The following is a 21661-nucleotide window of genomic DNA, read 5'->3' on the forward strand; positions in this document are numbered from 1 at the left end:
CTTGATTTCTATGCAATCGCCCGGCTCATGGCTATTATTCGGGCCTCATTGTGAGGCGAGACCTGCATGCTGACGTTGTTGAATCTTTTGAAGGATGGTCGATTCCATTCTGGCGAGGCTCTCGGGCTTGCCTTGGGTATCAGTCGGAGTGCGGTATGGAAGCAGCTTCAGCATCTTGAGGCTGAACTCGGGTTGTCCATTAACAAAGTGCGGGGCAGAGGCTATCAGCTGGCTGCGCCCTTGACGCTGCTCGATCCTCTCAAAATTGGTGCCTTGGCACCCGTTTGGCCAATTACAGTCTTTGATTCCATTGACTCCACCAATGCAGAAGCGCTACGCGCGATCAATCAAGGTCGAGTGGCGCCGTTCCTGGTATTGGCAGAACGGCAGATTTCTGGTCGTGGCCGCAGGGGACGTAAGTGGGTAAGCCCCTTTGCTGAAAATCTCTATTACAGCCTTGTCCTGCGCATCGAAGGTGGCATGCGCCAGCTTGAGGGCTTGAGTCTGGTGGTCGGTTTGGCGGTTATGCATACCCTGCGAAAGCTGGGCGTGTCGGGCGCTGGATTGAAGTGGCCAAACGACGTGCTGGTTGGAAACAAGAAAATCGCCGGTATCCTCCTCGAGCTTGTAGGTGATCCAGCAGATGTATGCCATGTGGTGTTGGGTATAGGCATCAATGTAAACATGCAGATTGCTGATGAGGTTGACCAGCAATGGACATCGATACGGCTGGAGACAGGTAAAGGCTGTGATCGCAACGTCTTGGTGGCTGAGCTGAGCGAGCAACTGCGCGGCTATATCCAGCGCCAGCAGGTCGATGGCTTTTCGGCGCTCCAGGAGGAGTGGGAGAAGGGGCATATGTGGCAGGGTCGACCGGTTTCTTTGATTGCCGGCGTTAGTCATATAGAAGGTGTAGTGCTCGGCATTGATGGTCAAGGTGCGCTGCGCTTGATGGTGGATGGCGTGGAAAAAGTATTTAGTGGTGGTGAGCTCAGCCTGAGGTTGCGTGATGATTCTTGAGCTCGACTGTGGGAACAGCTTTATCAAGTGGCGCGTATTGAAGGCTGCAACTGGAGGTCTTTTCGCGGAAGGCGTGGTCGACTCGGATCAAGCGCTGGTGGATAGCCTGCGTGCATTTGACGGCCTATTGCTGCGCAAATGTCGCTTGGTCAGCGTCAGAACCGGTGAAGAAACAGCCGCACTCAGTCGGATTCTTGAGCAGACGTTCGGCGTCTCGGTCGTGTGTGCCAAGTCGGCCAGTGAAATGTCTGGTGTCAGGAATGGCTATGACGACTACGAGCGTCTGGGGCTGGATCGCTGGTTGGCGATGCTTGGTGGTTTTCACCTGGCTGCAGGCGCCTGTCTGATTCTGGATTTCGGCACTGCTGTGACGGCGGATTTTATTAATGCTGAAGGGGAGCATCTCGGCGGTTTTATTTGCCCTGGAATGCCATTGATGCGTAATCAGTTGCGCACTCACACCCGGAATATCCGTTACGGAGATTTGGCCGCTGAGCGAGCCTTGACGAGTCATGCCCCGGGGCGGAGCACTGTCGAGGCGGTGGAGCGTGGATGCTCCTTGATGTTGAGAGGATTTGTCCTGACTCAAATGGAAATGGCTCGATCCTATTGGGGGGAGGGCTTCACCGTCTTTATTACAGGCGGCGACGCTGGATTGGTTGCGGACGTCGTGCCTGATGCTCGGATTGTCCCTGACCTGGTGTTTGTAGGGCTGGCCATGGCGTGTCCTTTATCTTGAGGTTTGTATGCGTTGGTTGTTCCTGCTGCTTGTTGTACTCAATGTGTTCTATTACGTCTGGCATCAGCAGGAAGCGCCCTTGCGTGCAAAAGATGTCACGCCTCTCAGCATGTACCGTGGATCTCAGCAGGACATTCGCTTGCTGAGCGAAGCTGGTGGTGACTCCCGAGAAGTGCCGGGCGCGCGCCGCGCCGGACAGGATTGTCTGTTCTTGGGCGGTTTGAGTCGCGAGGAGGGCGTTTCCGGACTGCAGCAGCGGCTGGTGGCCATGAATGTGAAGGCTCAACCATTGCAAAAGGATCTCCCTGAGCCTGGTTACTGGTTGCGCATTGCGCCCGAAAGCCAGCGTTTATTGGGGGATGTGCAGTTGCAGAACCTTTCCAAGGAATTCAATGAGTTAAAACATAAAATAATGCTGTGTGAAGGGGTTGCACCGCTGGAATAGTTTGCATAGAATGGCGCCCGCTCCACAGCGAACACCTAAACAGGTTGTCAAAGCGGAGCAGTGTCAACGCAGCTAACCTCAGGTTTTTAATGAGAAAATGCTTGACAGAAGGTCGGCATAGTATAGAATGCCGGCTCGCTTAGGAGGGGTTCCCGAGCGGCCAAAGGGATCAGACTGTAAATCTGACGTCTACGACTTCGAAGGTTCGAATCCTTCCCCCTCCACCATTTTTAGCGTGAGCTGCAAGCTCCGCGGGTATAGTTTAGTGGTAGAACCTCAGCCTTCCAAGCTGATGATGCGGGTTCGATTCCCGCTACCCGCTCCAAGTTTGCAGGTTGTGCAAAGTGTTACGCTCTTGTAGCTCAGTTGGTAGAGCACACCCTTGGTAAGGGTGAGGTCAGCGGTTCAAATCCGCTCAAGAGCTCCATATAACAAGGCAGATATGAAAATATCTGCCTTTGTTTTAATGGTAGATATCGTTCGTCTAATTCTTCTGTTGAGGGTGTTATCGATGGCTAAGGAAAAATTTGATCGTTCCCTGCCCCACGTCAACGTAGGGACCATTGGTCACGTTGACCACGGTAAAACCACTCTGACCGCTGCTCTGACTCGCGTCTGCTCCGAAGTTTTCGGTTCGGCCGTAGTTGAATTCGACAAGATCGACAGCGCTCCAGAAGAAAAAGCTCGCGGTATCACCATCAACACCGCACACGTTGAGTACAACTCGCTGATCCGTCACTACGCTCACGTTGACTGCCCAGGTCACGCTGACTATGTGAAGAACATGATCACCGGTGCTGCTCAAATGGACGGCGCTATCCTGGTTTGCTCGGCCGCTGATGGTCCGATGCCACAAACCCGTGAGCACATCCTGCTGTCCCGTCAGGTAGGCGTTCCGTACATCGTGGTTTTCCTGAACAAGGCTGACCTGGTAGACGACGCTGAGCTGCTGGAACTGGTTGAGATGGAAGTTCGCGACCTGCTGTCCACCTACGACTTCCCGGGCGATGACACTCCAATCATCATCGGTTCGGCTCGTATGGCGCTGGAAGGCAAAGACGATAACGAGATGGGCACCACTGCCGTCAAGAAACTGGTTGAAACTCTGGACAGCTACATCCCAGAACCAGTTCGTATGATCGACAAGCCATTCCTGATGCCAATCGAAGACGTATTCTCGATCTCGGGTCGTGGTACTGTTGTGACTGGTCGTATCGAGCGCGGTATCGTTCGCGTTCAAGATGCACTGGAAATCGTTGGTCTGCGCGACACCACTACCACCACCTGCACCGGTGTTGAAATGTTCCGCAAACTGCTCGACGAAGGTCGTGCTGGCGAGAACTGCGGCGTTCTGTTGCGTGGTACCAAGCGTGACGACGTTGAGCGTGGTCAGGTTCTGGTCAAGCCAGGTTCGGTTAAGCCGCACACCAAGTTCACCGCAGAAGTTTACGTTCTGAGCAAGGAAGAAGGCGGTCGTCACACTCCGTTCTTCAAAGGCTACCGTCCACAGTTCTACTTCCGTACTACTGACGTGACTGGTAACTGCGAGCTGCCAGAAGGCGTTGAAATGGTAATGCCAGGTGACAACATTCAGATGACTGTTACCCTGATCAAAACCATCGCGATGGAAGACGGTCTGCGTTTCGCTATCCGTGAAGGCGGTCGTACCGTCGGCGCTGGCGTCGTAGCGAAAATCATCGAATAAGCGGTTGTAATGTATTTTTCGGGCCGGCATAATGGTCGGCCTGATTTTGTTTTAGGTCAGTAGCTCAATTGGCAGAGCGACGGTCTCCAAAACCGTAGGTTGGGGGTTCGATTCCCTCCTGACCTGCCAGATTCACTCGGTGTGTCTGGCTTTCTTTTCACAGGATCTTCATAGATGACTCCTAAGGCTGAAGCTCAAGGCTCTCGCTTCGATCTGCTCAAGTGGCTTGTAGTAGTTGCTTTGGTGATTGTTGGCGTTGTTGGCAATCAGTATTACGCTGCTTCGCCGATCCTGTACCGTGTACTCGCTTTGCTCGTAATTGCTGCTGTAGCTGCCTTTGTAGGCCTGCAGACCGCAAAGGGCAAGTCGTTCTTTGTACTGGTTAAGGAAGCTCGCACCGAGATTCGTAAAGTCGTATGGCCAACTCGCCAGGAAACCACGCAGACAACGTTGATCGTTGTTGCTGTGGTTATCGTTATGGCGTTGCTGTTGTGGGGTGTTGACTCCCTGCTCGGCTGGCTTGTTTCCTTGATTGTCGGCTAAGGGTGTCCCGTGGCTAAGCGTTGGTACGTTGTGCATGCTTACTCGGGTTACGAGAAGCATGTCATGCGCTCGCTGATTGAGCGCGTAAAGCTGGCTGGCATGGAAGATGGCTTCGGCGAAATTCTGGTTCCCACTGAAGAAGTGGTTGAAATGCGTAATGGCCAGAAGCGCAAAAGCGAACGCAAGTTCTTCCCAGGTTATGTGCTGGTACAGATGGATATGAACGAGGGTACTTGGCACTTGGTCAAGGATACTCCTCGGGTGATGGGCTTCATTGGCGGTACCGCCGACAAGCCCGCTCCAATCACCGACAAAGAGGCGGAAGCCATTCTGCGTCGCGTGGCCGATGGTAGCGATAAGCCGAAGCCGAAGACTCTGTTTGAGCCGGGTGAGGTAGTTCGTGTTACTGACGGGCCATTCGCTGACTTTAACGGCACTGTCGAAGAAGTTAACTACGAAAAGAGCCGTGTCCAGGTGGCAGTGCTTATTTTCGGTCGCTCTACCCCGGTAGAGTTGGAGTTCAGTCAGGTCGAAAAGGTCTAGCTGAACAAGCATCCCAACCCCGCAGCCCTAGGCTGTGGGGTTTTGTTGTCACTGGGATAAACGCGCAAGTAACCGGGGAGCCTTTCGAGGCGTTCGAACCCGTAATTGGAGTGCCTCATGGCCAAGAAGATTACCGCTTACATCAAGCTGCAAGTGAAGGCCGCTCAGGCTAACCCAAGCCCACCTGTTGGTCCTGCTCTGGGTCAGCACGGCGTGAACATCATGGAATTCTGCAAGGCTTTCAACGCCCGTACTCAGGGTCTTGAAGCAGGTCTGCCGACTCCAGTGATCATCACTGTCTACAGCGACCGTAGCTTCACTTTCGAAACCAAATCCACCCCTGCTTCGGTTCTGCTGAAGAAGGCGGCCGGTCTGACCAGCGGTTCCGCTCGTCCGAACACCGTTAAGGTTGGCACTGTTACCCGTGCTCAGCTGGAAGAAATCGCGAAAACCAAAAACGCGGATCTGACTGCAGCTGATATGGATGCAGCCGTGCGTACTATCGCCGGTTCTGCTCGTAGCATGGGCCTTAACGTGGAGGGTGTGTAATGGCTAAGCTGACCAAGCGTCAAAAGGCTATCGCCGGCAAAATCGAAGCAGGCAAGGCCTACAACATTGTAGACGCTGCTGCTCTGCTGGCTGAGCTGTCGACTGTCAAGTTCAGCGAGTCGTTCGACGTTGCTGTAAACCTGGGTGTAGACCCGCGTAAATCCGACCAGGTTGTTCGTAGCGCTACTGTGCTGCCACACGGCACTGGCAAGACTGTTCGCGTTGCTGTGTTCACCCAGGGTCCAGCTGCTGAGGCCGCTATGGCTGCCGGCGCTGACCGTGTAGGTATGGACGACCTGGCTGCCGAAATGAAAGGCGGCGACCTGAACTATGACGTAGTGATCGCATCCCCGGATGCCATGCGCGTTGTAGGTCAACTGGGTCAGATCCTCGGTCCACGTGGCCTGATGCCTAACCCGAAAGTCGGCACCGTAACTCCAGACGTAGCCACCGCGGTTAAAAACGCCAAGGCTGGTCAGGTTCGTTATCGCACCGACAAAAACGGCATCATCCACACCTCCGTTGGCAAGATCGGCTTCGATGCCGTCAAGCTGAAGGAAAACGTTGAAGCCCTGATCGCTGATCTGAAGCGTATCAAGCCAGCTTCCTCGAAAGGTATTTACGTCAAGCGCGTTACCCTGAGCACCACTATGGGCCCAGGTCTGGTTATCGACCAGAGCTCGCTGGACGCGTAAGACAAAGGTTGGTGCGATTATTCGCGCCAATTGAAAGATTGGGGTCCCTGCCTGGCGGGGGCTATCCAAGACCGTAGGCGGCGCAAGCCTTAAACCACAAGCCTACGCAGATGGTGCTCCCGGTTCCTTACCGAATCAGACACCAAAACGACATTCGGTTTCGATCGAGTGAAACGGTAACAAGCAGGAGTTAAACCCGTGGCAATTAATCTCGAAGACAAGAAGGCCATCGTCGCTGAAGTCAACGAGGCTGCCAAAGTCGCTCTGTCCGCTGTCGTGGTTGATGCACGTGGCGTAACAGTAGGCGCAATGACCGGACTCCGTAAAGAGGCTCGTGAAGCTGGCGTTTACGTACGTGTTGTACGTAACACCCTGCTCAAGCGCGCTGTTGCTGACACTGAATACAGTGTTCTCAACGACGTGTTCACCGGCCCGACCCTGATTGCATTCTCGAACGAACATCCGGGCGCTGCTGCCCGTATCTTCAAAGAGTTTGCCAAGGGTCAGGACAAGTTCGAGATCAAGGCAGCTGCGTTCGAGGGCAAGTTCCTCGCAGCTAATCAGATCGACGTACTGGCAACTCTGCCGACCCGTGACGAAGCAATTTCTCAGCTGATGAGCGTGATTCAAGGCGCTACCAGCAAATTGGCTCGTACTCTGGCGGCAATTCGCGACCAGAAAGAAGCTGCCGCAGCCTAAGGCTCGTCAACTTCTCGCGTTTTTTGTTTATTTCGATGGTCGCGTAGGCCGTCCCCCAATTCAGGAATTGAGTCATGTCTCTGACTAACGAACAAATCATCGAAGCAATCGGCCAGAAATCCGTAGTGGAAATCGTTGAGCTGATCAAAGCGATGGAAGAAACCTTCGGCGTTACCGCTGCTGCCGCTTCGGCTGGTCCAGCTGCTGCTGCCGCTGTTGTTGAAGAGCAAACCGAGTTCAACGTTGTTCTGCTGGAAGCTGGCGAGAAGAAGGTTAACGTGATCAAGGCAGTTCGTGAACTGACTGGTCTGGGCCTGAAAGAAGCCAAAGAGAAAGTAGACGGCGCTCCTCAGGTTGTAGCTGAAGGCGTTTCGAAAGAAGCTGCTGAAGACGCTAAGAAGAAGCTGGAAGAAGCAGGCGCTAAAGTCGAACTGAAATAAGTATCGACTTTGCTCCTCCAGCCCGAGCGTCAAGCGACAGGCTGATGGCTGGTGGCTCTTGCCACCGGCCTTTTTCCGTTATTGGCAGCCGACTGGGTCGGTGCTGATAAAGGTGCTGTAACCACCCGATGCGGTGGCGCAAACCATGGGGTTTGCACGATTTTCTGGCTGCTCCCGTCGGGAGGGGCCAAACAAGCAGGTGACCAAGCTGGGGAACGCTGATGGCTTACTCATATACTGAGAAAAAACGTATCCGCAAGGACTTTAGCAAGTTGCCGGACGTCATGGATGTGCCGTACCTCCTGGCCATCCAGCTGGATTCGTATCGTGAATTCTTGCAAGCGGGAGCGACTAAAGATCAGTTCCGCGACGTGGGCCTGCATGCGGCCTTCAAATCCGTTTTCCCGATCATCAGCTACTCCGGCAATGCTGCGCTGGAGTACGTCGGTTATCGCCTGGGCGAACCGGCATTTGATGTCAAAGAATGCGTATTGCGCGGTGTAACTTTCGCCGTACCTTTGCGGGTAAAAGTGCGCCTGATCATTTTCGACAAAGAATCGTCGAACAAAGCGATCAAGGACATCAAAGAGCAAGAAGTCTACATGGGCGAAATCCCATTGATGACTGAGAACGGTACCTTCGTAATCAACGGTACCGAGCGTGTTATCGTTTCCCAGCTGCACCGTTCCCCGGGCGTGTTCTTCGACCACGACCGCGGCAAGACGCACAGCTCCGGTAAACTGCTTTACTCCGCGCGCATCATCCCTTACCGCGGTTCGTGGCTGGACTTTGAGTTCGACCCGAAAGACTGCGTGTTCGTGCGTATCGACCGTCGTCGCAAGCTGCCGGCTTCGGTACTGCTGCGCGCGCTCGGCTACACCACCGAAGAAGTGCTCGACGCGTTCTACACCACCAACGTATTCCACGTTAAAGGCGAAGGCCTGAGCCTGGAACTGGTGCCTCAGCGTCTGCGCGGTGAAGTGGCTGTCCTCGATATCCAGGACGATAAAGGCAAGGTTATTGTCGAGCAGGGCCGTCGTATTACTGCCCGCCACATCAACCAGCTGGAAAAAGCCGGGATCAAAGAGCTGGACGTGCCTCTGGACTACGTCCTGGGTCGCACCACCGCCAAGGTCATCGTGCATCCGGCCACCGGCGAAATCCTGGCAGAGTGCAACACCGAACTGTCGACTGAAGTCCTGGCGAAAATCGCCAAGGCCGGCGTCGTTCGTATCGAAACTCTGTACACCAACGACATCGACTGCGGTCCGTTCGTCTCCGACACGCTGAAGATCGACTCCACCAGCAACCAATTGGAAGCGCTGGTCGAGATCTATCGCATGATGCGTCCAGGCGAGCCGCCAACCAAAGACGCTGCCGAAACCCTGTTCAACAACCTGTTCTTCAGCCCTGAGCGCTATGACCTGTCTGCGGTCGGCCGGATGAAGTTCAACCGTCGTATCGGTCGTACCGAGATCGAAGGTTCGGGCGTGCTGTGCAAGGAAGACATCGTCGCGGTACTGAAGACTCTGGTCGACATCCGTAACGGTAAAGGCATCGTCGATGACATCGACCACCTGGGTAACCGTCGTGTTCGCTGCGTAGGCGAAATGGCCGAGAACCAGTTCCGCGTTGGCCTGGTACGTGTTGAGCGTGCGGTCAAAGAGCGTCTGTCGATGGCTGAAAGCGAAGGCCTGATGCCGCAAGACCTGATCAACGCCAAGCCAGTGGCTGCGGCGGTGAAAGAGTTCTTCGGTTCCAGCCAGCTCTCGCAGTTCATGGACCAGAACAACCCGCTGTCCGAGATCACCCACAAGCGTCGTGTCTCTGCACTCGGCCCTGGCGGTCTGACTCGTGAGCGCGCAGGCTTTGAAGTCCGTGACGTACACCCGACTCACTACGGTCGTGTATGCCCGATTGAAACGCCGGAAGGTCCGAACATCGGTCTGATCAACTCCCTGGCTGCTTATGCCCGCACCAACCAGTACGGCTTCCTGGAAAGCCCGTACCGCGTGGTGAAAGAGGGTGTGGTCACTGACGAGATCGTGTTCCTGTCCGCCATTGAAGAAGCCGATCACGTGATCGCGCAGGCTTCGGCGACCATGAACGACCAGAAAGTCCTGATCGACGAGCTGGTAGCCGTACGTCACCTGAACGAATTCACCGTCAAGGCGCCGGAAGACGTCACCCTGATGGACGTTTCGCCGAAGCAGGTAGTTTCGGTTGCAGCGTCGCTGATTCCGTTCCTCGAGCACGACGACGCCAACCGTGCGTTGATGGGTTCGAACATGCAGCGTCAAGCTGTACCAACCCTGCGCGCTGACAAGCCGCTGGTAGGTACCGGCATGGAGCGTAACGTGGCTCGCGACTCCGGCGTTTGCGTCGTGGCTCGTCGTGGCGGCGTGATCGACTCTGTTGATGCCAGCCGTATCGTGGTTCGTGTTGCCGATGACGAAGTTGAAACCGGTGAAGCTGGTGTCGACATCTACAACCTGACCAAATACACCCGCTCGAACCAGAACACCTGCATCAACCAGCGTCCGCTGGTGAGAAAGGGTGATCGCGTTCAGCGTAGCGACATCATGGCCGACGGCCCGTCCACCGACATGGGTGAACTGGCACTGGGTCAGAACATGCGCATCGCGTTCATGGCATGGAACGGCTTCAACTTCGAAGACTCCATCTGCCTGTCCGAGCGTGTGGTTCAGGAAGACCGCTTCACCACGATCCACATTCAGGAACTGACCTGTGTGGCCCGTGACACCAAGCTTGGCCCAGAGGAAATCACTGCAGACATCCCGAACGTGGGTGAAGCTGCACTGAACAAGCTGGACGAAGCCGGTATCGTTTACGTAGGTGCTGAAGTCGGCGCAGGCGACATCCTGGTAGGTAAGGTCACTCCGAAAGGCGAGACCCAACTGACTCCGGAAGAAAAACTGCTGCGTGCGATCTTCGGTGAAAAAGCCAGCGACGTTAAAGACACCTCCCTGCGTGTACCTACCGGTACCAAAGGTACTGTCATCGACGTACAGGTCTTCACCCGCGACGGCGTTGAGCGTGATGCTCGTGCACTGTCGATCGAGAAGTCCCAGCTGGACGAGATCCGCAAGGATCTGAACGAAGAGTTCCGTATCGTTGAAGGCGCGACCTTCGAACGTCTGCGCTCCGCTCTGGTAGGCCACAAGGCTGAAGGCGGCGCCGGTCTGAAGAAAGGTCAGGACATCACCGACGAAGTTCTCGACGGTCTTGAGCATGGTCAGTGGTTCAAACTGCGCATGGCTGAAGATGCTCTGAATGAGCAGCTCGAGAAGGCTCAGGCCTACATCGTTGATCGCCGCCGTCTGCTGGACGACAAGTTCGAAGACAAGAAGCGCAAACTGCAGCAGGGCGATGACCTGGCTCCAGGCGTGCTGAAAATCGTCAAGGTTTACCTGGCAATCCGTCGTCGCATCCAGCCGGGCGACAAGATGGCCGGTCGTCACGGTAACAAAGGTGTGGTCTCCGTGATCATGCCGGTTGAAGACATGCCGCACGATGCCAATGGCACCCCGGTCGACGTCGTTCTCAACCCGCTGGGCGTACCTTCGCGTATGAACGTTGGTCAGATCCTTGAAACCCACCTGGGCCTCGCGGCCAAAGGTCTGGGCGAGAAGATCAACCGGATGGTCGAAGAGCAGCGTAAAGTCGCTGAACTGCGCACCTTCCTGGACGAGATCTACAACCAGATCGGCGGTCGTAACGAAGATCTGGACAGCTTCTCCGATCAGGAAATCCTGGATCTGGCGAAGAACCTGCGTGGCGGCGTTCCAATGGCCACTCCAGTGTTCGACGGTGCCAAGGAAAGCGAAATCAAGGCCATGCTGAAACTGGCAGACCTGCCGGAAAGCGGCCAGATGCAGCTGACTGACGGCCGTACCGGCAACAAGTTCGAGCGTCCAGTTACCGTTGGCTACATGTACATGCTGAAGCTGAACCACTTGGTAGACGACAAGATGCACGCGCGTTCTACCGGTTCGTACAGCCTGGTTACTCAGCAGCCGCTGGGTGGTAAGGCACAGTTCGGTGGTCAGCGTTTCGGGGAGATGGAGGTCTGGGCACTGGAAGCATACGGTGCTGCATACACTCTGCAAGAAATGCTCACAGTGAAGTCGGACGATGTGAACGGCCGTACCAAGATGTACAAAAACATCGTGGATGGCGATCACCGTATGGAGCCGGGCATGCCCGAGTCCTTCAACGTGTTGATCAAGGAAATTCGTTCCCTCGGCATCGATATCGATCTGGAAACCGAATAACACGTGACGCGATCGAGAGCGGGGCAGGATTGCCCGCTCTCTGCTCCGCCAGGAGGAAAGGCCTTGAAAGACCTACTGAATTTGCTGAAAAACCAGGGTCAAGTCGAAGAGTTCGACGCCATCCGTATCGGATTGGCCTCGCCTGAGATGATCCGCTCGTGGTCGTTCGGTGAAGTTAAAAAGCCGGAAACCATCAACTATCGTACGTTCAAACCTGAGCGTGACGGTCTGTTCTGCGCCAAGATCTTTGGCCCGGTAAAGGATTACGAGTGCCTGTGCGGTAAGTACAAGCGCTTGAAGCACCGTGGTGTGATCTGCGAGAAGTGCGGCGTTGAAGTTGCACTGGCCAAGGTTCGTCGTGAGCGCATGGCGCACATCGAACTGGCTTCGCCGGTTGCCCACATCTGGTTCCTGAAATCGCTGCCGTCCCGTATCGGCCTGCTGATGGACATGACCCTGCGTGATATCGAACGCGTTCTCTACTTCGAGAGCTATGTCGTTATCGACCCGGGCATGACCACCCTTGAAAAAGGTCAGCTGCTGAACGATGAGCAGTACTTCGAAGCGCTGGAAGAGTTCGGTGACGACTTCGATGCCCGCATGGGTGCAGAAGCTGTCCGTGAACTGCTGCACGCTATCGACCTGGAGCACGAGATTGGCCGTCTGCGCGAAGAGATTCCGCAAACCAACTCGGAAACCAAGATCAAGAAGCTGTCCAAGCGTCTGAAGTTGATGGAAGCCTTCCAGGGTTCCGGCAACCTGCCAGAGTGGATGGTGCTGACCGTTCTGCCGGTTCTGCCGCCAGATCTGCGTCCACTGGTCCCGCTGGATGGCGGTCGCTTCGCGACTTCCGACCTCAACGATCTGTATCGTCGAGTGATCAACCGTAACAACCGTTTGAAGCGCCTGCTGGATCTGTCCGCTCCGGACATCATCGTGCGCAACGAAAAGCGTATGTTGCAGGAAGCTGTCGATGCACTGCTCGACAACGGTCGTCGTGGCCGCGCTATCACCGGTTCGAACAAGCGTCCTCTGAAATCCCTGGCTGACATGATCAAGGGTAAGCAAGGTCGTTTCCGTCAGAACTTGCTCGGTAAGCGTGTTGACTACTCCGGTCGTTCGGTAATTACCGTAGGTCCGACCCTGCGTCTGCACCAGTGCGGTCTGCCGAAGAAGATGGCTCTCGAGCTGTTCAAACCGTTCATTTTCGGCAAGCTGGAAATGCGCGGTCTCGCGACCACCATCAAAGCGGCCAAGAAAATGGTCGAGCGCGAACTGCCAGAGGTTTGGGACGTTCTCGCTGAAGTGATTCGCGAACACCCGGTTCTTCTCAACCGTGCACCGACCCTTCACCGTCTGGGTATCCAGGCGTTTGAACCGGTACTGATCGAAGGTAAGGCTATCCAGCTGCACCCTCTGGTCTGCGCCGCGTACAACGCCGACTTCGACGGCGACCAAATGGCTGTGCACGTACCGCTGACGCTGGAAGCCCAGCTCGAAGCGCGTGCGTTGATGATGTCGACCAACAACATTCTGTCGCCAGCCAACGGTGAGCCAATCATCGTTCCGTCGCAGGACGTTGTATTGGGTCTGTACTACATGACTCGTGAAGCGATCAACGCCAAGGGCGAAGGTCGCGTATTCGCGGATCTGCAGGAAGTTGACCGTGTGTTCCGTGCCGGCGAAGCCGCACTGCACGCCAAGGTCAAGGTTCGTATCAACGAAACCGTCAACGACCGTGACGGCAACAGCGTGAGCGGTACCCGTATCGTCGACACTACCGTCGGCCGTGCGCTGCTGTTCCAGGTTGTGCCAAAAGGTCTGTCGTACGACGTCGTCAACCTGCCGATGAAGAAAAAGGCGATCTCCAAGCTGATCAACCAGTGCTACCGCGTGGTTGGTCTGAAAGAGACCGTGATCTTCGCTGACCAGTTGATGTACACCGGTTTCGCTTACTCGACCATCTCCGGCGTTTCCATCGGTGTTAACGACTTCGTTATCCCGGACGAAAAAGCCCGCATCATCGGTGCAGCCACCGACGAAGTGAAAGAGATCGAGAGCCAGTACGCCTCCGGCCTGGTAACCCAGGGCGAGAAGTACAACAAAGTGATCGACCTTTGGTCGAAGGCGAACGACGAAGTTTCCAAGGCGATGATGGCCAACCTCTCGAAAGAGAAAGTCATCGACCGTCACGGCAATGAAGTCGACCAAGAGTCCTTCAACTCGATGTACATGATGGCCGACTCGGGTGCGCGGGGTTCCGCAGCACAGATTCGTCAGCTGGCCGGTATGCGTGGTCTGATGGCCAAGCCGGACGGTTCCATCATTGAAACGCCGATTACTGCGAACTTCCGTGAAGGTCTGAGCGTACTCCAGTACTTCATCTCGACTCACGGTGCTCGTAAAGGTCTGGCGGATACCGCGTTGAAAACCGCGAACTCCGGTTACCTGACTCGTCGTCTGGTAGACGTGGCGCAGGATCTGGTTGTAACCGAGATCGATTGCGGCACCGAACACGGTCTGCTGATGACTCCGCACATTGAAGGCGGTGACGTTGTAGAGCCGTTGGGTGAGCGCGTATTGGGTCGTGTTATTGCCCGTGACGTATTCAAGCCAGGCACCGAGGACGTCATCGTTCCTGCCGGTACCCTGGTAGACGAGAAGTGGGTCGAGTTCATCGAGCTGAACAGCATCGACGAAGTGATCGTGCGTTCGCCGATCAGCTGCGAAACCCGCTATGGCATTTGCGCCAAGTGCTACGGCCGTGATCTGGCGCGTGGTCACCAGGTGAACATCGGTGAAGCGGTCGGCGTTATCGCTGCCCAGTCCATCGGTGAGCCGGGTACCCAACTGACGATGCGTACGTTCCACATCGGTGGTGCGGCAAGCCGTACTTCCGCAGCCGACAGCGTTCAGGTGAAGAATGGCGGTACCGTCCGTCTGCACAACCTGAAACACGTTGAGCGTGTGGATGGCCACCTGGTTGCTGTGTCCCGTTCCGGTGAGCTGGCAATCGCTGATGACTTCGGTCGTGAGCGCGAGCGTTACAAGCTGCCGTACGGTGCCGTGATTTCGGTTAAAGAAGGTGACAAGGTCGACGCTGGCGCAATCGTGGCCAAGTGGGATCCGCACACTCACCCGATCGTTACCGAAATGAAAGGTACCGTGACCTACGTGGGCATGGAAGAAGGCATCACGATCAAGCGTCAGACTGACGAATTGACCGGTATGACCAACATTGAAGTGCTCGACGCGAAAGATCGTCCAGCTGCGGGCAAAGAAATCCGTCCAGCAGTGAAGATGGTCGACGACAACGGCAAGGATCTGCTGCTGCCAGGCACTGACGTTATCGCTCAGTACTTCCTGCCAGCCAACGCCCTGGTCGGTGTGGCGGACGGTGCGAAGATCGCGATCGGTGATGTTATCGCTCGTATCCCGCAAGAAACTTCGAAGACTCGTGACATCACCGGTGGTCTGCCGCGTGTTGCTGACTTGTTCGAAGCTCGTCGTCCGAAAGAAGCGTCGATTCTGGCTGAAGTCAGCGGCACCATCGCGTTCGGTAAAGAGACCAAGGGCAAGCGCCGTCTGGTCATTACCCCGAACGACGGTAGCGATCCGTACGAAGAGCTGATTCCGAAGTGGCGTCACCTGAACGTGTTCGAAGGCGAACAGGTAAACCGCGGCGAAGTTATCTCCGACGGTCCAAGCGATCCGCACGACATCCTGCGTCTGCTGGGTGTGAGCGCGCTGGCCAAGTACATCGTGAACGAGATCCAGGACGTTTACCGTCTGCAAGGCGTGAAGATCAACGACAAGCACATCGAGACTATCCTGCGTCAGATGCTGCGTAAAGTTGAGATCTCCGAGTCCGGCGATTCCAGCTTCATCAAGGGCGACCAGATGGAACTGACTCACGTCCTGGTAGAGAACGAGCGTCTGAGCGCGGAAGACAAGTTTGTCTCCAAGTTCACCCGCGTTCTGCTGGGTATCACCAAGGCGTCGTTGTCCACCGAATCGTTCATCTCGGCGGCTTCCTTCCAGGAAACCACTCGCGTACTGACCGAAGCGGCAGTCACCGGCAAGCGCGATTACCTGCGCGGCCTGAAAGAAAACGTGGTTGTGGGTCGTCTGATCCCGGCCGGTACCGGTCTGGCTTATCACAGCGAGCGCAAGCGTCGCCGTGATGCAGACAAGCCGTTGCGCGTAAGCGCCAGTGAAGTGGAAGCTGCACTGACCGAAGCGCTGAACTCGAGCGGTAACTGAGTTCTGCGGTAAATAAGCTGAGGCCCTGATCGCTCCGTTCGTCGAATCGAGACAAATTGTCAAGGTTCGACAGGCGGGGAGGTCGGGGCCTTGCCTTGACTGGGGACAAGATCCTCTTTAGACTCTTGATCCCCTAAATTTGGCGGGAATCCGTTCCTGCCATTTTGCTTTTCTTGCAAGACAATAGCGTCGCAAGACAACAGTGGAGCTAGTAGATGGCAACTATCAACCAGCTGGTACGTCAGCCGCGTAAGCGTATCGTCGAGAAATCCGACGTGCCTGCGCTGCAGAACTGCCCGCAACGTCGTGGCGTGTGCACCCGTGTGTACACCACTACGCCGAAAAAACCTAACTCGGCACTGCGTAAAGTATGCCGTGTGCGTCTGACCAACGGTTTCGAGGTTTCCTCGTACATCGGTGGTGAAGGCCACAACCTGCAAGAGCACAGCGTGGTACTGATCCGCGGCGGTCGTGTAAAAGACTTGCCAGGTGTTCGTTACCACACCGTTCGCGGCTCCTTGGATACTTCCGGCGTTAAAGGCCGTAACCAGGGTCGTTCGAAGTACGGTACCAAGCGTCCGAAGTAATCGGCCGTTTTGCAGATTTTCATTTTATTGAGTCGATAAGAGTAAGGTCGGGCTTGCATCCACTGGATCTGTCCCGAACTAACCTGAAGACCGCTTGAGGGCTTATCATGCCAAGACGTCGCGTAGCAGCAAAGCGTGAGATTCTGGACGATCCGAAATACGGAAGCCAGATCCTCGCCAAATTCATGAACCACGTTATGGAAAGCGGCAAGAAAGCCGTTGCCGAGCGTATCGTTTATGGTGCCCTGGAAACCGTGAAGGCTCGTAAGGCCGGCACCGATCCCCTGGAACTCTTCGAAAAAGCACTCGACGCCATCGCTCCGCTGGTCGAAGTGAAGTCGCGCCGCGTTGGTGGTGCTACTTACCAGGTTCCGGTCGAGGTTCGTCCTTCCCGCCGTAACGCTCTGGCAATGCGCTGGTTGGTAGACTTCGCCCGTAAGCGTGGCGAGAAGTCTATGGCTCTGCGCTTGGCTGGCGAACTGCTGGATGCTGCTGAAGGTAAAGGTGCTGCTGTTAAGAAGCGTGAAGACGTGCACCGTATGGCCGAAGCCAACAAAGCTTTCTCGCACTACCGCTTCTAATTTTAGCTTCACTAATTTTGCGAGGGCTTTATGGCTCGTACTACTCCGATTAGTCGCTACCGTAACATCGGTATCGTCGCTCACGTGGATGCTGGTAAAACCACCACCACCGAGCGCGTCCTTTTTTACACCGGCAAAAGTCACAAAATGGGCGAGGTGCATGACGGCGCCGCGACCACAGACTGGATGGTGCAGGAGCAGGAGCGTGGTATTACCATTACTTCTGCTGCTATCACCGCCTTCTGGAAAGGTTCCGAGAAGCAGTATGCGCATGAGCACCGCTTCAACGTCATCGATACCCCAGGCCACGTAGACTTCACCATTGAAGTTGAGCGTTCCCTGCGCGTACTCGACGGCGCTGTCGTTGTATTCTGCGGTACTTCGGGTGTTGAGCCACAGTCGGAAACCGTATGGCGTCAAGCCAACAAATACGGCGTTCCACGTCTTGTTTACGTAAACAAGATGGACCGTGCTGGTGCCAACTTCCTGCGCGTGATCGGTCAGATCAAACAGCGTCTGGGTCACACTCCGGTGCCGATTCAGCTGGCTATCGGTTCGGAAGATAACTTCCAGGGCCAGATCGACCTGATCAACATGCAGGCTGTTTACTGGAACGACTCTGACAAGGGTATGGTTCCTGTTCGCAAGGAAATCCCAGCGGACATGCTCGAGCTCGCCACCGAATGGCGCAGCAACATGGTTGAGGCTGCGGCCGAAGCCAGCGAAGAGCTGATGAACAAGTACCTGGAAGGCGAAGAGCTGTCGATCGAAGAGATCAAGGCCGCTCTGCGTCAGCGCACTATCGCTGGCGAAATCGTTCTGGCTGTGTGCGGTTCGTCGTTCAAGAACAAGGGTGTTCCCCTGGTTCTCGACGCCGTTATCGACTTCCTGCCTGCTCCAACCGACATTCCTGCGATCAAGGGTTCCAACCCTGATAACGAGGAAGAGGAAATGGAGCGTCACGCAAGTGACGACGAGCCGTTCGCGGCACTGGCGTTCAAAATCGCTACCGACCCATTCGTGGGTACCTTGACCTTCGTCCGCGTTTACTCGGGCGTGTTGAACTCCGGCGACGGCGTGATCAACTCGGTTAAAGGTAAAAAAGAGCGCGTGGGTCGTATGGTGCAAATGCACGCAAACGCCCGTGAAGAGATCAAGGAAGTACGCGCTGGCGACATCGCGGCCCTGATCGGCATGAAGGACGTCACCACTGGTGAAACCCTCTGCAACGCTGACAAGCCAATCATCCTGGTTCGTATGGACTTCCCGGAGCCGGTTATTTCGGTTGCCGTAGAGCCTAAGACCAAGGATGACCAGGAAAAAATGGGTATCGCTCTGGGCAAACTGGCTCAGGAAGACCCGTCTTTCCGCGTTAAGACTGATGAAGAGACTGGTCAGACGATCATCTCCGGCATGGGCGAGCTGCACCTGGACATCCTGGTTGACCGGATGCGCCGTGAGTTCAACGTCGAAGCCAACATCGGCAAGCCTCAAGTTTCGTACCGTGAGCGCATCACGAAGAACTGCGAAATCGAAGGCAAGTTCGTTCGCCAGTCCGGCGGTCGTGGTCAGTTCGGCCACTGCTGGATCCGTTTTGCTCCTGCTGACGAAGGTCAGGAAGGTCTGCAATTCGTGAACGAAGTAGTAGGTGGTGTGGTTCCTAAGGAATACATCCCGGCTATCCAGAAGGGTATCGAAGAGCAGATGAAGAACGGCGTTGTCGCCGGCTATCCGCTGATCGGCCTGAAGGCTACCGTGTTCGATGGTTCTTACCACGACGTCGACTCCAACGAGATGGCGTTCAAGGTGGCTGCTTCCATGGCGACCAAGCAACTGGCCCAGAAGGGTGGTGGTGAGTTGCTCGAGCCGATCATGGCGGTAGAGGTTGTTACGCCTGAAGACTATATGGGTGATGTAATGGGCGACCTTAACCGTCGTCGCGGCATGATCCAGGGTATGGAAGACACAGTGTCCGGCAAGGTTATCCGTGCCGAGGTTCCACTGGGTGAGATGTTCGGTTATGCGACCGACGTTCGTTCCATGTCTCAGGGTCGCGCAAGCTACTCTATGGAATTCAAAAAATACGATACGGCTCCGTCGCACATCGTCGAATCCGTAACCAAAAAACAAGGCTGATTCAGCCCCTTTAGGCTAGGAGTTAATTGTCGTGGCTAAAGAAAAATTTGATCGTTCCCTACCGCACGTCAACGTTGGCACCATCGGTCACGTTGACCACGGTAAAACCACTCTGACCGCTGCTCTGACTCGCGTCTGCTCCGAAGTTTTCGGTTCGGCCGTAGTTGAATTCGACAAGATCGACAGCGCTCCAGAAGAAAAAGCTCGCGGTATCACCATCAACACCGCACACGTTGAGTACAACTCGCTGATCCGTCACTACGCTCACGTTGACTGCCCAGGTCACGCTGACTATGTGAAGAACATGATCACCGGTGCTGCTCAAATGGACGGCGCTATCCTGGTTTGCTCGGCCGCTGATGGTCCGATGCCACAAACCCGTGAGCACATCCTGCTGTCCCGTCAGGTAGGCGTTCCGTACATCGTGGTTTTCCTGAACAAGGCTGACCTGGTAGACGACGCTGAGCTGCTGGAACTGGTTGAGATGGAAGTTCGCGACCTGCTGTCCACCTACGACTTCCCGGGCGATGACACTCCAATCATCATCGGTTCGGCTCGTATGGCGCTGGAAGGCAAAGACGATAACGAGATGGGCACCACTGCCGTCAAGAAACTGGTTGAAACTCTGGACAGCTACATCCCAGAACCAGTTCGTATGATCGACAAGCCATTCCTGATGCCAATCGAAGACGTATTCTCGATCTCGGGTCGTGGTACTGTTGTGACTGGTCGTATCGAGCGCGGTATCGTTCGCGTTCAAGATGCACTGGAAATCGTTGGTCTGCGCGACACCACTACCACCACCTGCACCGGTGTTGAAATGTTCCGCAAACTGCTCGACGAAGGTCGTGCTGGCGAGAACTGCGGCGTTCTGTTGCGTGGTACCAAGCGTGACGACGTTGAGCGTGGTCAGGTTCTGGTCAAGCCAGGTTCGGTTAAGCCGCACACCAAGTTCACCGCAGAAGTTTACGTTCTGAGCAAGGAAGAAGGCGGTCGTCACACTCCGTTCTTCAAAGGCTACCGTCCACAGTTCTACTTCCGTACTACTGACGTGACTGGTAACTGCGAGCTGCCAGAAGGCGTTGAAATGGTAATGCCAGGTGACAACATTCAGATGACTGTTACCCTGATCAAAACCATCGCGATGGAAGACGGTCTGCGTTTCGCTATCCGTGAAGGCGGTCGTACCGTCGGCGCTGGCGTCGTAGCCAAAATCATCGAGTAATTCTCTTTTATAGAGTCTGCTTGATGAATTGAAAAAGCCCCCGCTCAGCGGGGGCTTTTTTATTGGGTTGACACCTATCTGGGGCGTCTATAGAATTGCGCCTCCTTTTAACGGGCGTATTGCGCCCGGTGGGAATAGCAGCCGGAGTCTGAAATCCAATGCAAAATCAGCAAATCCGTATCAGGTTGAAGGCCTTTGACCATCGCCTGATCGACCAATCAACCCAGGAAATCGTGGAAACCGCGAAACGTACTGGTGCTCAAGTGCGTGGTCCAATTCCACTGCCTACCCGTAAAGAGCGGTTCACCGTTCTGGTTTCCCCGCACGTCAACAAAGACGCGCGTGACCAGTACGAAATCCGCACTCATAAGCGCGTTCTGGACATCGTCCAGCCAACGGATAAAACCGTTGATGCTCTTATGAAGCTTGATCTTGCGGCCGGTGTGGAAGTGCAGATCAGCCTCGGCTAAGACTCGGTCTTGGTCGTGTAACGCTCTGAAATGGGCGGCCATAGCGGGTGAAAGCCCCGTACACTCATGAGGTTTACAACATGACTATTGGTGTAGTCGGTCGTAAATGCGGTATGACCCGTATTTTCACCGAAGAAGGTGTCTCCATTCCGGTCACGGTCATTGAGATCGAACCGAATCGCGTCACCCAGTTCAAAACTGAAGAGACCGATGGCTATCGTGCAGTGCAAGTCACTGTCGGCGAGCGTCGTGCTTCGCGTGTAACAGCAGCTCAGGCTGGCCACTTCGCTAAAGCGAACGTTGCCGCTGGTCGCACTACCATGGAATTCCGTCTTGAAGAAGGCGAGTACCAGGCTGGCGATCTGATCAACGCTGAAATCTTCGCCGCTGGTCAACTGGTTGATGTAACCGGTCAGTCCAAAGGTAAAGGCTTCCAGGGTACGATCAAGCGTTGGAATTTCCGCGGGCAAGATAACACCCACGGTAACTCCGTATCCCACCGCGTCCCAGGCTCTATCGGCCAGTGCCAGACTCCTGGTCGTGTATTCAAGGGCAAAAAAATGTCCGGTCATATGGGCGCTGAGCGCGTGACCGTGCAGTCCCTGGAAGTAGTGCGCGTGGACGCTGAACGCAATCTGTTGTTGGTCAAGGGCGCTGTTCCTGGCGCTACTGGCGGCAACCTGGTTGTACGTCCAGCAGCCAAGGCTCGCGGTTAAGGGGAAGCTG

The 21661-nt window shown here is 55.4% G+C and carries 18 protein-coding genes and 4 tRNA genes; all 22 read left to right on the forward strand.

The features are described 5' to 3' along the window. Window positions 1-66: 66 nt before the first annotated feature. Entirely contained in the window at window positions 67-1020 is a 954-nt protein-coding gene (gene birA, locus LCH64_RS19045; RefSeq protein ID WP_226501000.1) for a bifunctional biotin--[acetyl-CoA-carboxylase] ligase/biotin operon repressor BirA, read from the forward strand. Beyond that, window positions 1010-1759: a pantothenate kinase gene (locus LCH64_RS19050; protein WP_226501001.1), complete on the forward strand. Its 750-nt coding sequence runs from the start codon at window positions 1010-1012 to the stop codon at window positions 1757-1759. Before birA ends, LCH64_RS19050 begins: the two co-directional genes overlap by 11 nt. A gap of 7 nt (window positions 1760-1766) precedes the next feature. Beyond that, window positions 1767-2204 (forward strand): hypothetical protein, encoded by a 438-nt coding sequence (locus LCH64_RS19055; protein ID WP_003228761.1) that lies wholly within the window; start codon window positions 1767-1769, stop codon window positions 2202-2204. Between the two features lie 142 nt (window positions 2205-2346). Beyond that, window positions 2347-2431: transfer RNA gene (locus LCH64_RS19060), tRNA-Tyr, on the forward strand. A 24-nt stretch (window positions 2432-2455) separates the two neighbouring features. Further along, window positions 2456-2529: transfer RNA gene (locus LCH64_RS19065), tRNA-Gly, on the forward strand. A 26-nt stretch (window positions 2530-2555) separates the two neighbouring features. Then, window positions 2556-2631, forward strand: a tRNA-Thr gene (locus LCH64_RS19070). 84 nt (window positions 2632-2715) lie between these two features. Next, window positions 2716-3909, forward strand: a complete 1194-nt coding sequence (gene tuf, locus LCH64_RS19075) for an elongation factor Tu (protein WP_024164425.1) — start codon at window positions 2716-2718, stop codon at window positions 3907-3909. A 53-nt stretch (window positions 3910-3962) separates the two neighbouring features. Next, window positions 3963-4038: transfer RNA gene (locus tag LCH64_RS19080), tRNA-Trp, on the forward strand. A gap of 45 nt (window positions 4039-4083) precedes the next feature. Beyond that, window positions 4084-4452, forward strand: a complete 369-nt coding sequence (gene secE, locus LCH64_RS19085) for a preprotein translocase subunit SecE (protein ID WP_003228759.1) — start codon at window positions 4084-4086, stop codon at window positions 4450-4452. Between the two features lie 9 nt (window positions 4453-4461). Next, window positions 4462-4995, forward strand: coding sequence for a transcription termination/antitermination protein NusG (gene nusG / locus LCH64_RS19090; protein ID WP_025113545.1), 534 nt, complete (start codon window positions 4462-4464; stop codon window positions 4993-4995). A gap of 117 nt (window positions 4996-5112) precedes the next feature. Then, a complete protein-coding gene (gene rplK, locus LCH64_RS19095; RefSeq protein WP_003228756.1) occupies window positions 5113-5544 on the forward strand; it encodes a 50S ribosomal protein L11 in 432 nt (143 codons plus the stop codon). Next, window positions 5544-6239, forward strand: coding sequence for a 50S ribosomal protein L1 (gene rplA / locus LCH64_RS19100; protein WP_226501002.1), 696 nt, complete (start codon window positions 5544-5546; stop codon window positions 6237-6239). The genes rplK and rplA overlap by 1 nt, the downstream gene beginning before the upstream one ends. A gap of 198 nt (window positions 6240-6437) precedes the next feature. Further along, window positions 6438-6938, forward strand: coding sequence for a 50S ribosomal protein L10 (gene rplJ / locus LCH64_RS19105; RefSeq protein WP_003228752.1), 501 nt, complete (start codon window positions 6438-6440; stop codon window positions 6936-6938). 74 nt (window positions 6939-7012) lie between these two features. Then, window positions 7013-7378, forward strand: a complete 366-nt coding sequence (gene rplL, locus LCH64_RS19110; RefSeq protein ID WP_003228750.1) for a 50S ribosomal protein L7/L12 — start codon at window positions 7013-7015, stop codon at window positions 7376-7378. Window positions 7379-7599: 221 nt separating this feature from the next. Then, a complete protein-coding gene (rpoB, locus tag LCH64_RS19115) occupies window positions 7600-11673 on the forward strand; it encodes a DNA-directed RNA polymerase subunit beta (protein ID WP_003228748.1) in 4074 nt (1357 codons plus the stop codon). Between the two features lie 63 nt (window positions 11674-11736). Then, window positions 11737-15936, forward strand: coding sequence for a DNA-directed RNA polymerase subunit beta' (rpoC, locus tag LCH64_RS19120; RefSeq protein WP_003228747.1), 4200 nt, complete (start codon window positions 11737-11739; stop codon window positions 15934-15936). Between the two features lie 215 nt (window positions 15937-16151). Further along, window positions 16152-16523, forward strand: coding sequence for a 30S ribosomal protein S12 (gene rpsL / locus LCH64_RS19125; RefSeq protein ID WP_003186084.1), 372 nt, complete (start codon window positions 16152-16154; stop codon window positions 16521-16523). Window positions 16524-16630: 107 nt separating this feature from the next. Next, complete coding sequence (gene rpsG / locus LCH64_RS19130) at window positions 16631-17104, forward strand: 30S ribosomal protein S7 (protein ID WP_003228745.1); 474 nt, start codon at window positions 16631-16633, stop codon at window positions 17102-17104. 30 nt (window positions 17105-17134) lie between these two features. After that, window positions 17135-19240 carry an elongation factor G gene (gene fusA / locus LCH64_RS19135; protein WP_003228743.1) on the forward strand — a complete coding sequence of 702 codons (2106 nt, stop codon included), beginning with the start codon at window positions 17135-17137 and terminating at the stop codon, window positions 19238-19240. Window positions 19241-19271: 31 nt separating this feature from the next. Continuing rightward, complete coding sequence (gene tuf, locus LCH64_RS19140; RefSeq protein WP_024164425.1) at window positions 19272-20465, forward strand: elongation factor Tu; 1194 nt, start codon at window positions 19272-19274, stop codon at window positions 20463-20465. Window positions 20466-20623: 158 nt separating this feature from the next. Beyond that, window positions 20624-20935 carry a 30S ribosomal protein S10 gene (gene rpsJ / locus LCH64_RS19145; protein ID WP_003186070.1) on the forward strand — a complete coding sequence of 104 codons (312 nt, stop codon included), beginning with the start codon at window positions 20624-20626 and terminating at the stop codon, window positions 20933-20935. A gap of 80 nt (window positions 20936-21015) precedes the next feature. Beyond that, complete coding sequence (rplC, locus tag LCH64_RS19150) at window positions 21016-21651, forward strand: 50S ribosomal protein L3 (protein ID WP_003228738.1); 636 nt, start codon at window positions 21016-21018, stop codon at window positions 21649-21651. Window positions 21652-21661 lie beyond the last annotated feature (10 nt).

Source organism: Pseudomonas sp. MWU16-30322, from assembly GCF_020515535.1.
In the GTDB taxonomy this organism is placed as follows: domain Bacteria; phylum Pseudomonadota; class Gammaproteobacteria; order Pseudomonadales; family Pseudomonadaceae; genus Aquipseudomonas; species Aquipseudomonas fluorescens_H.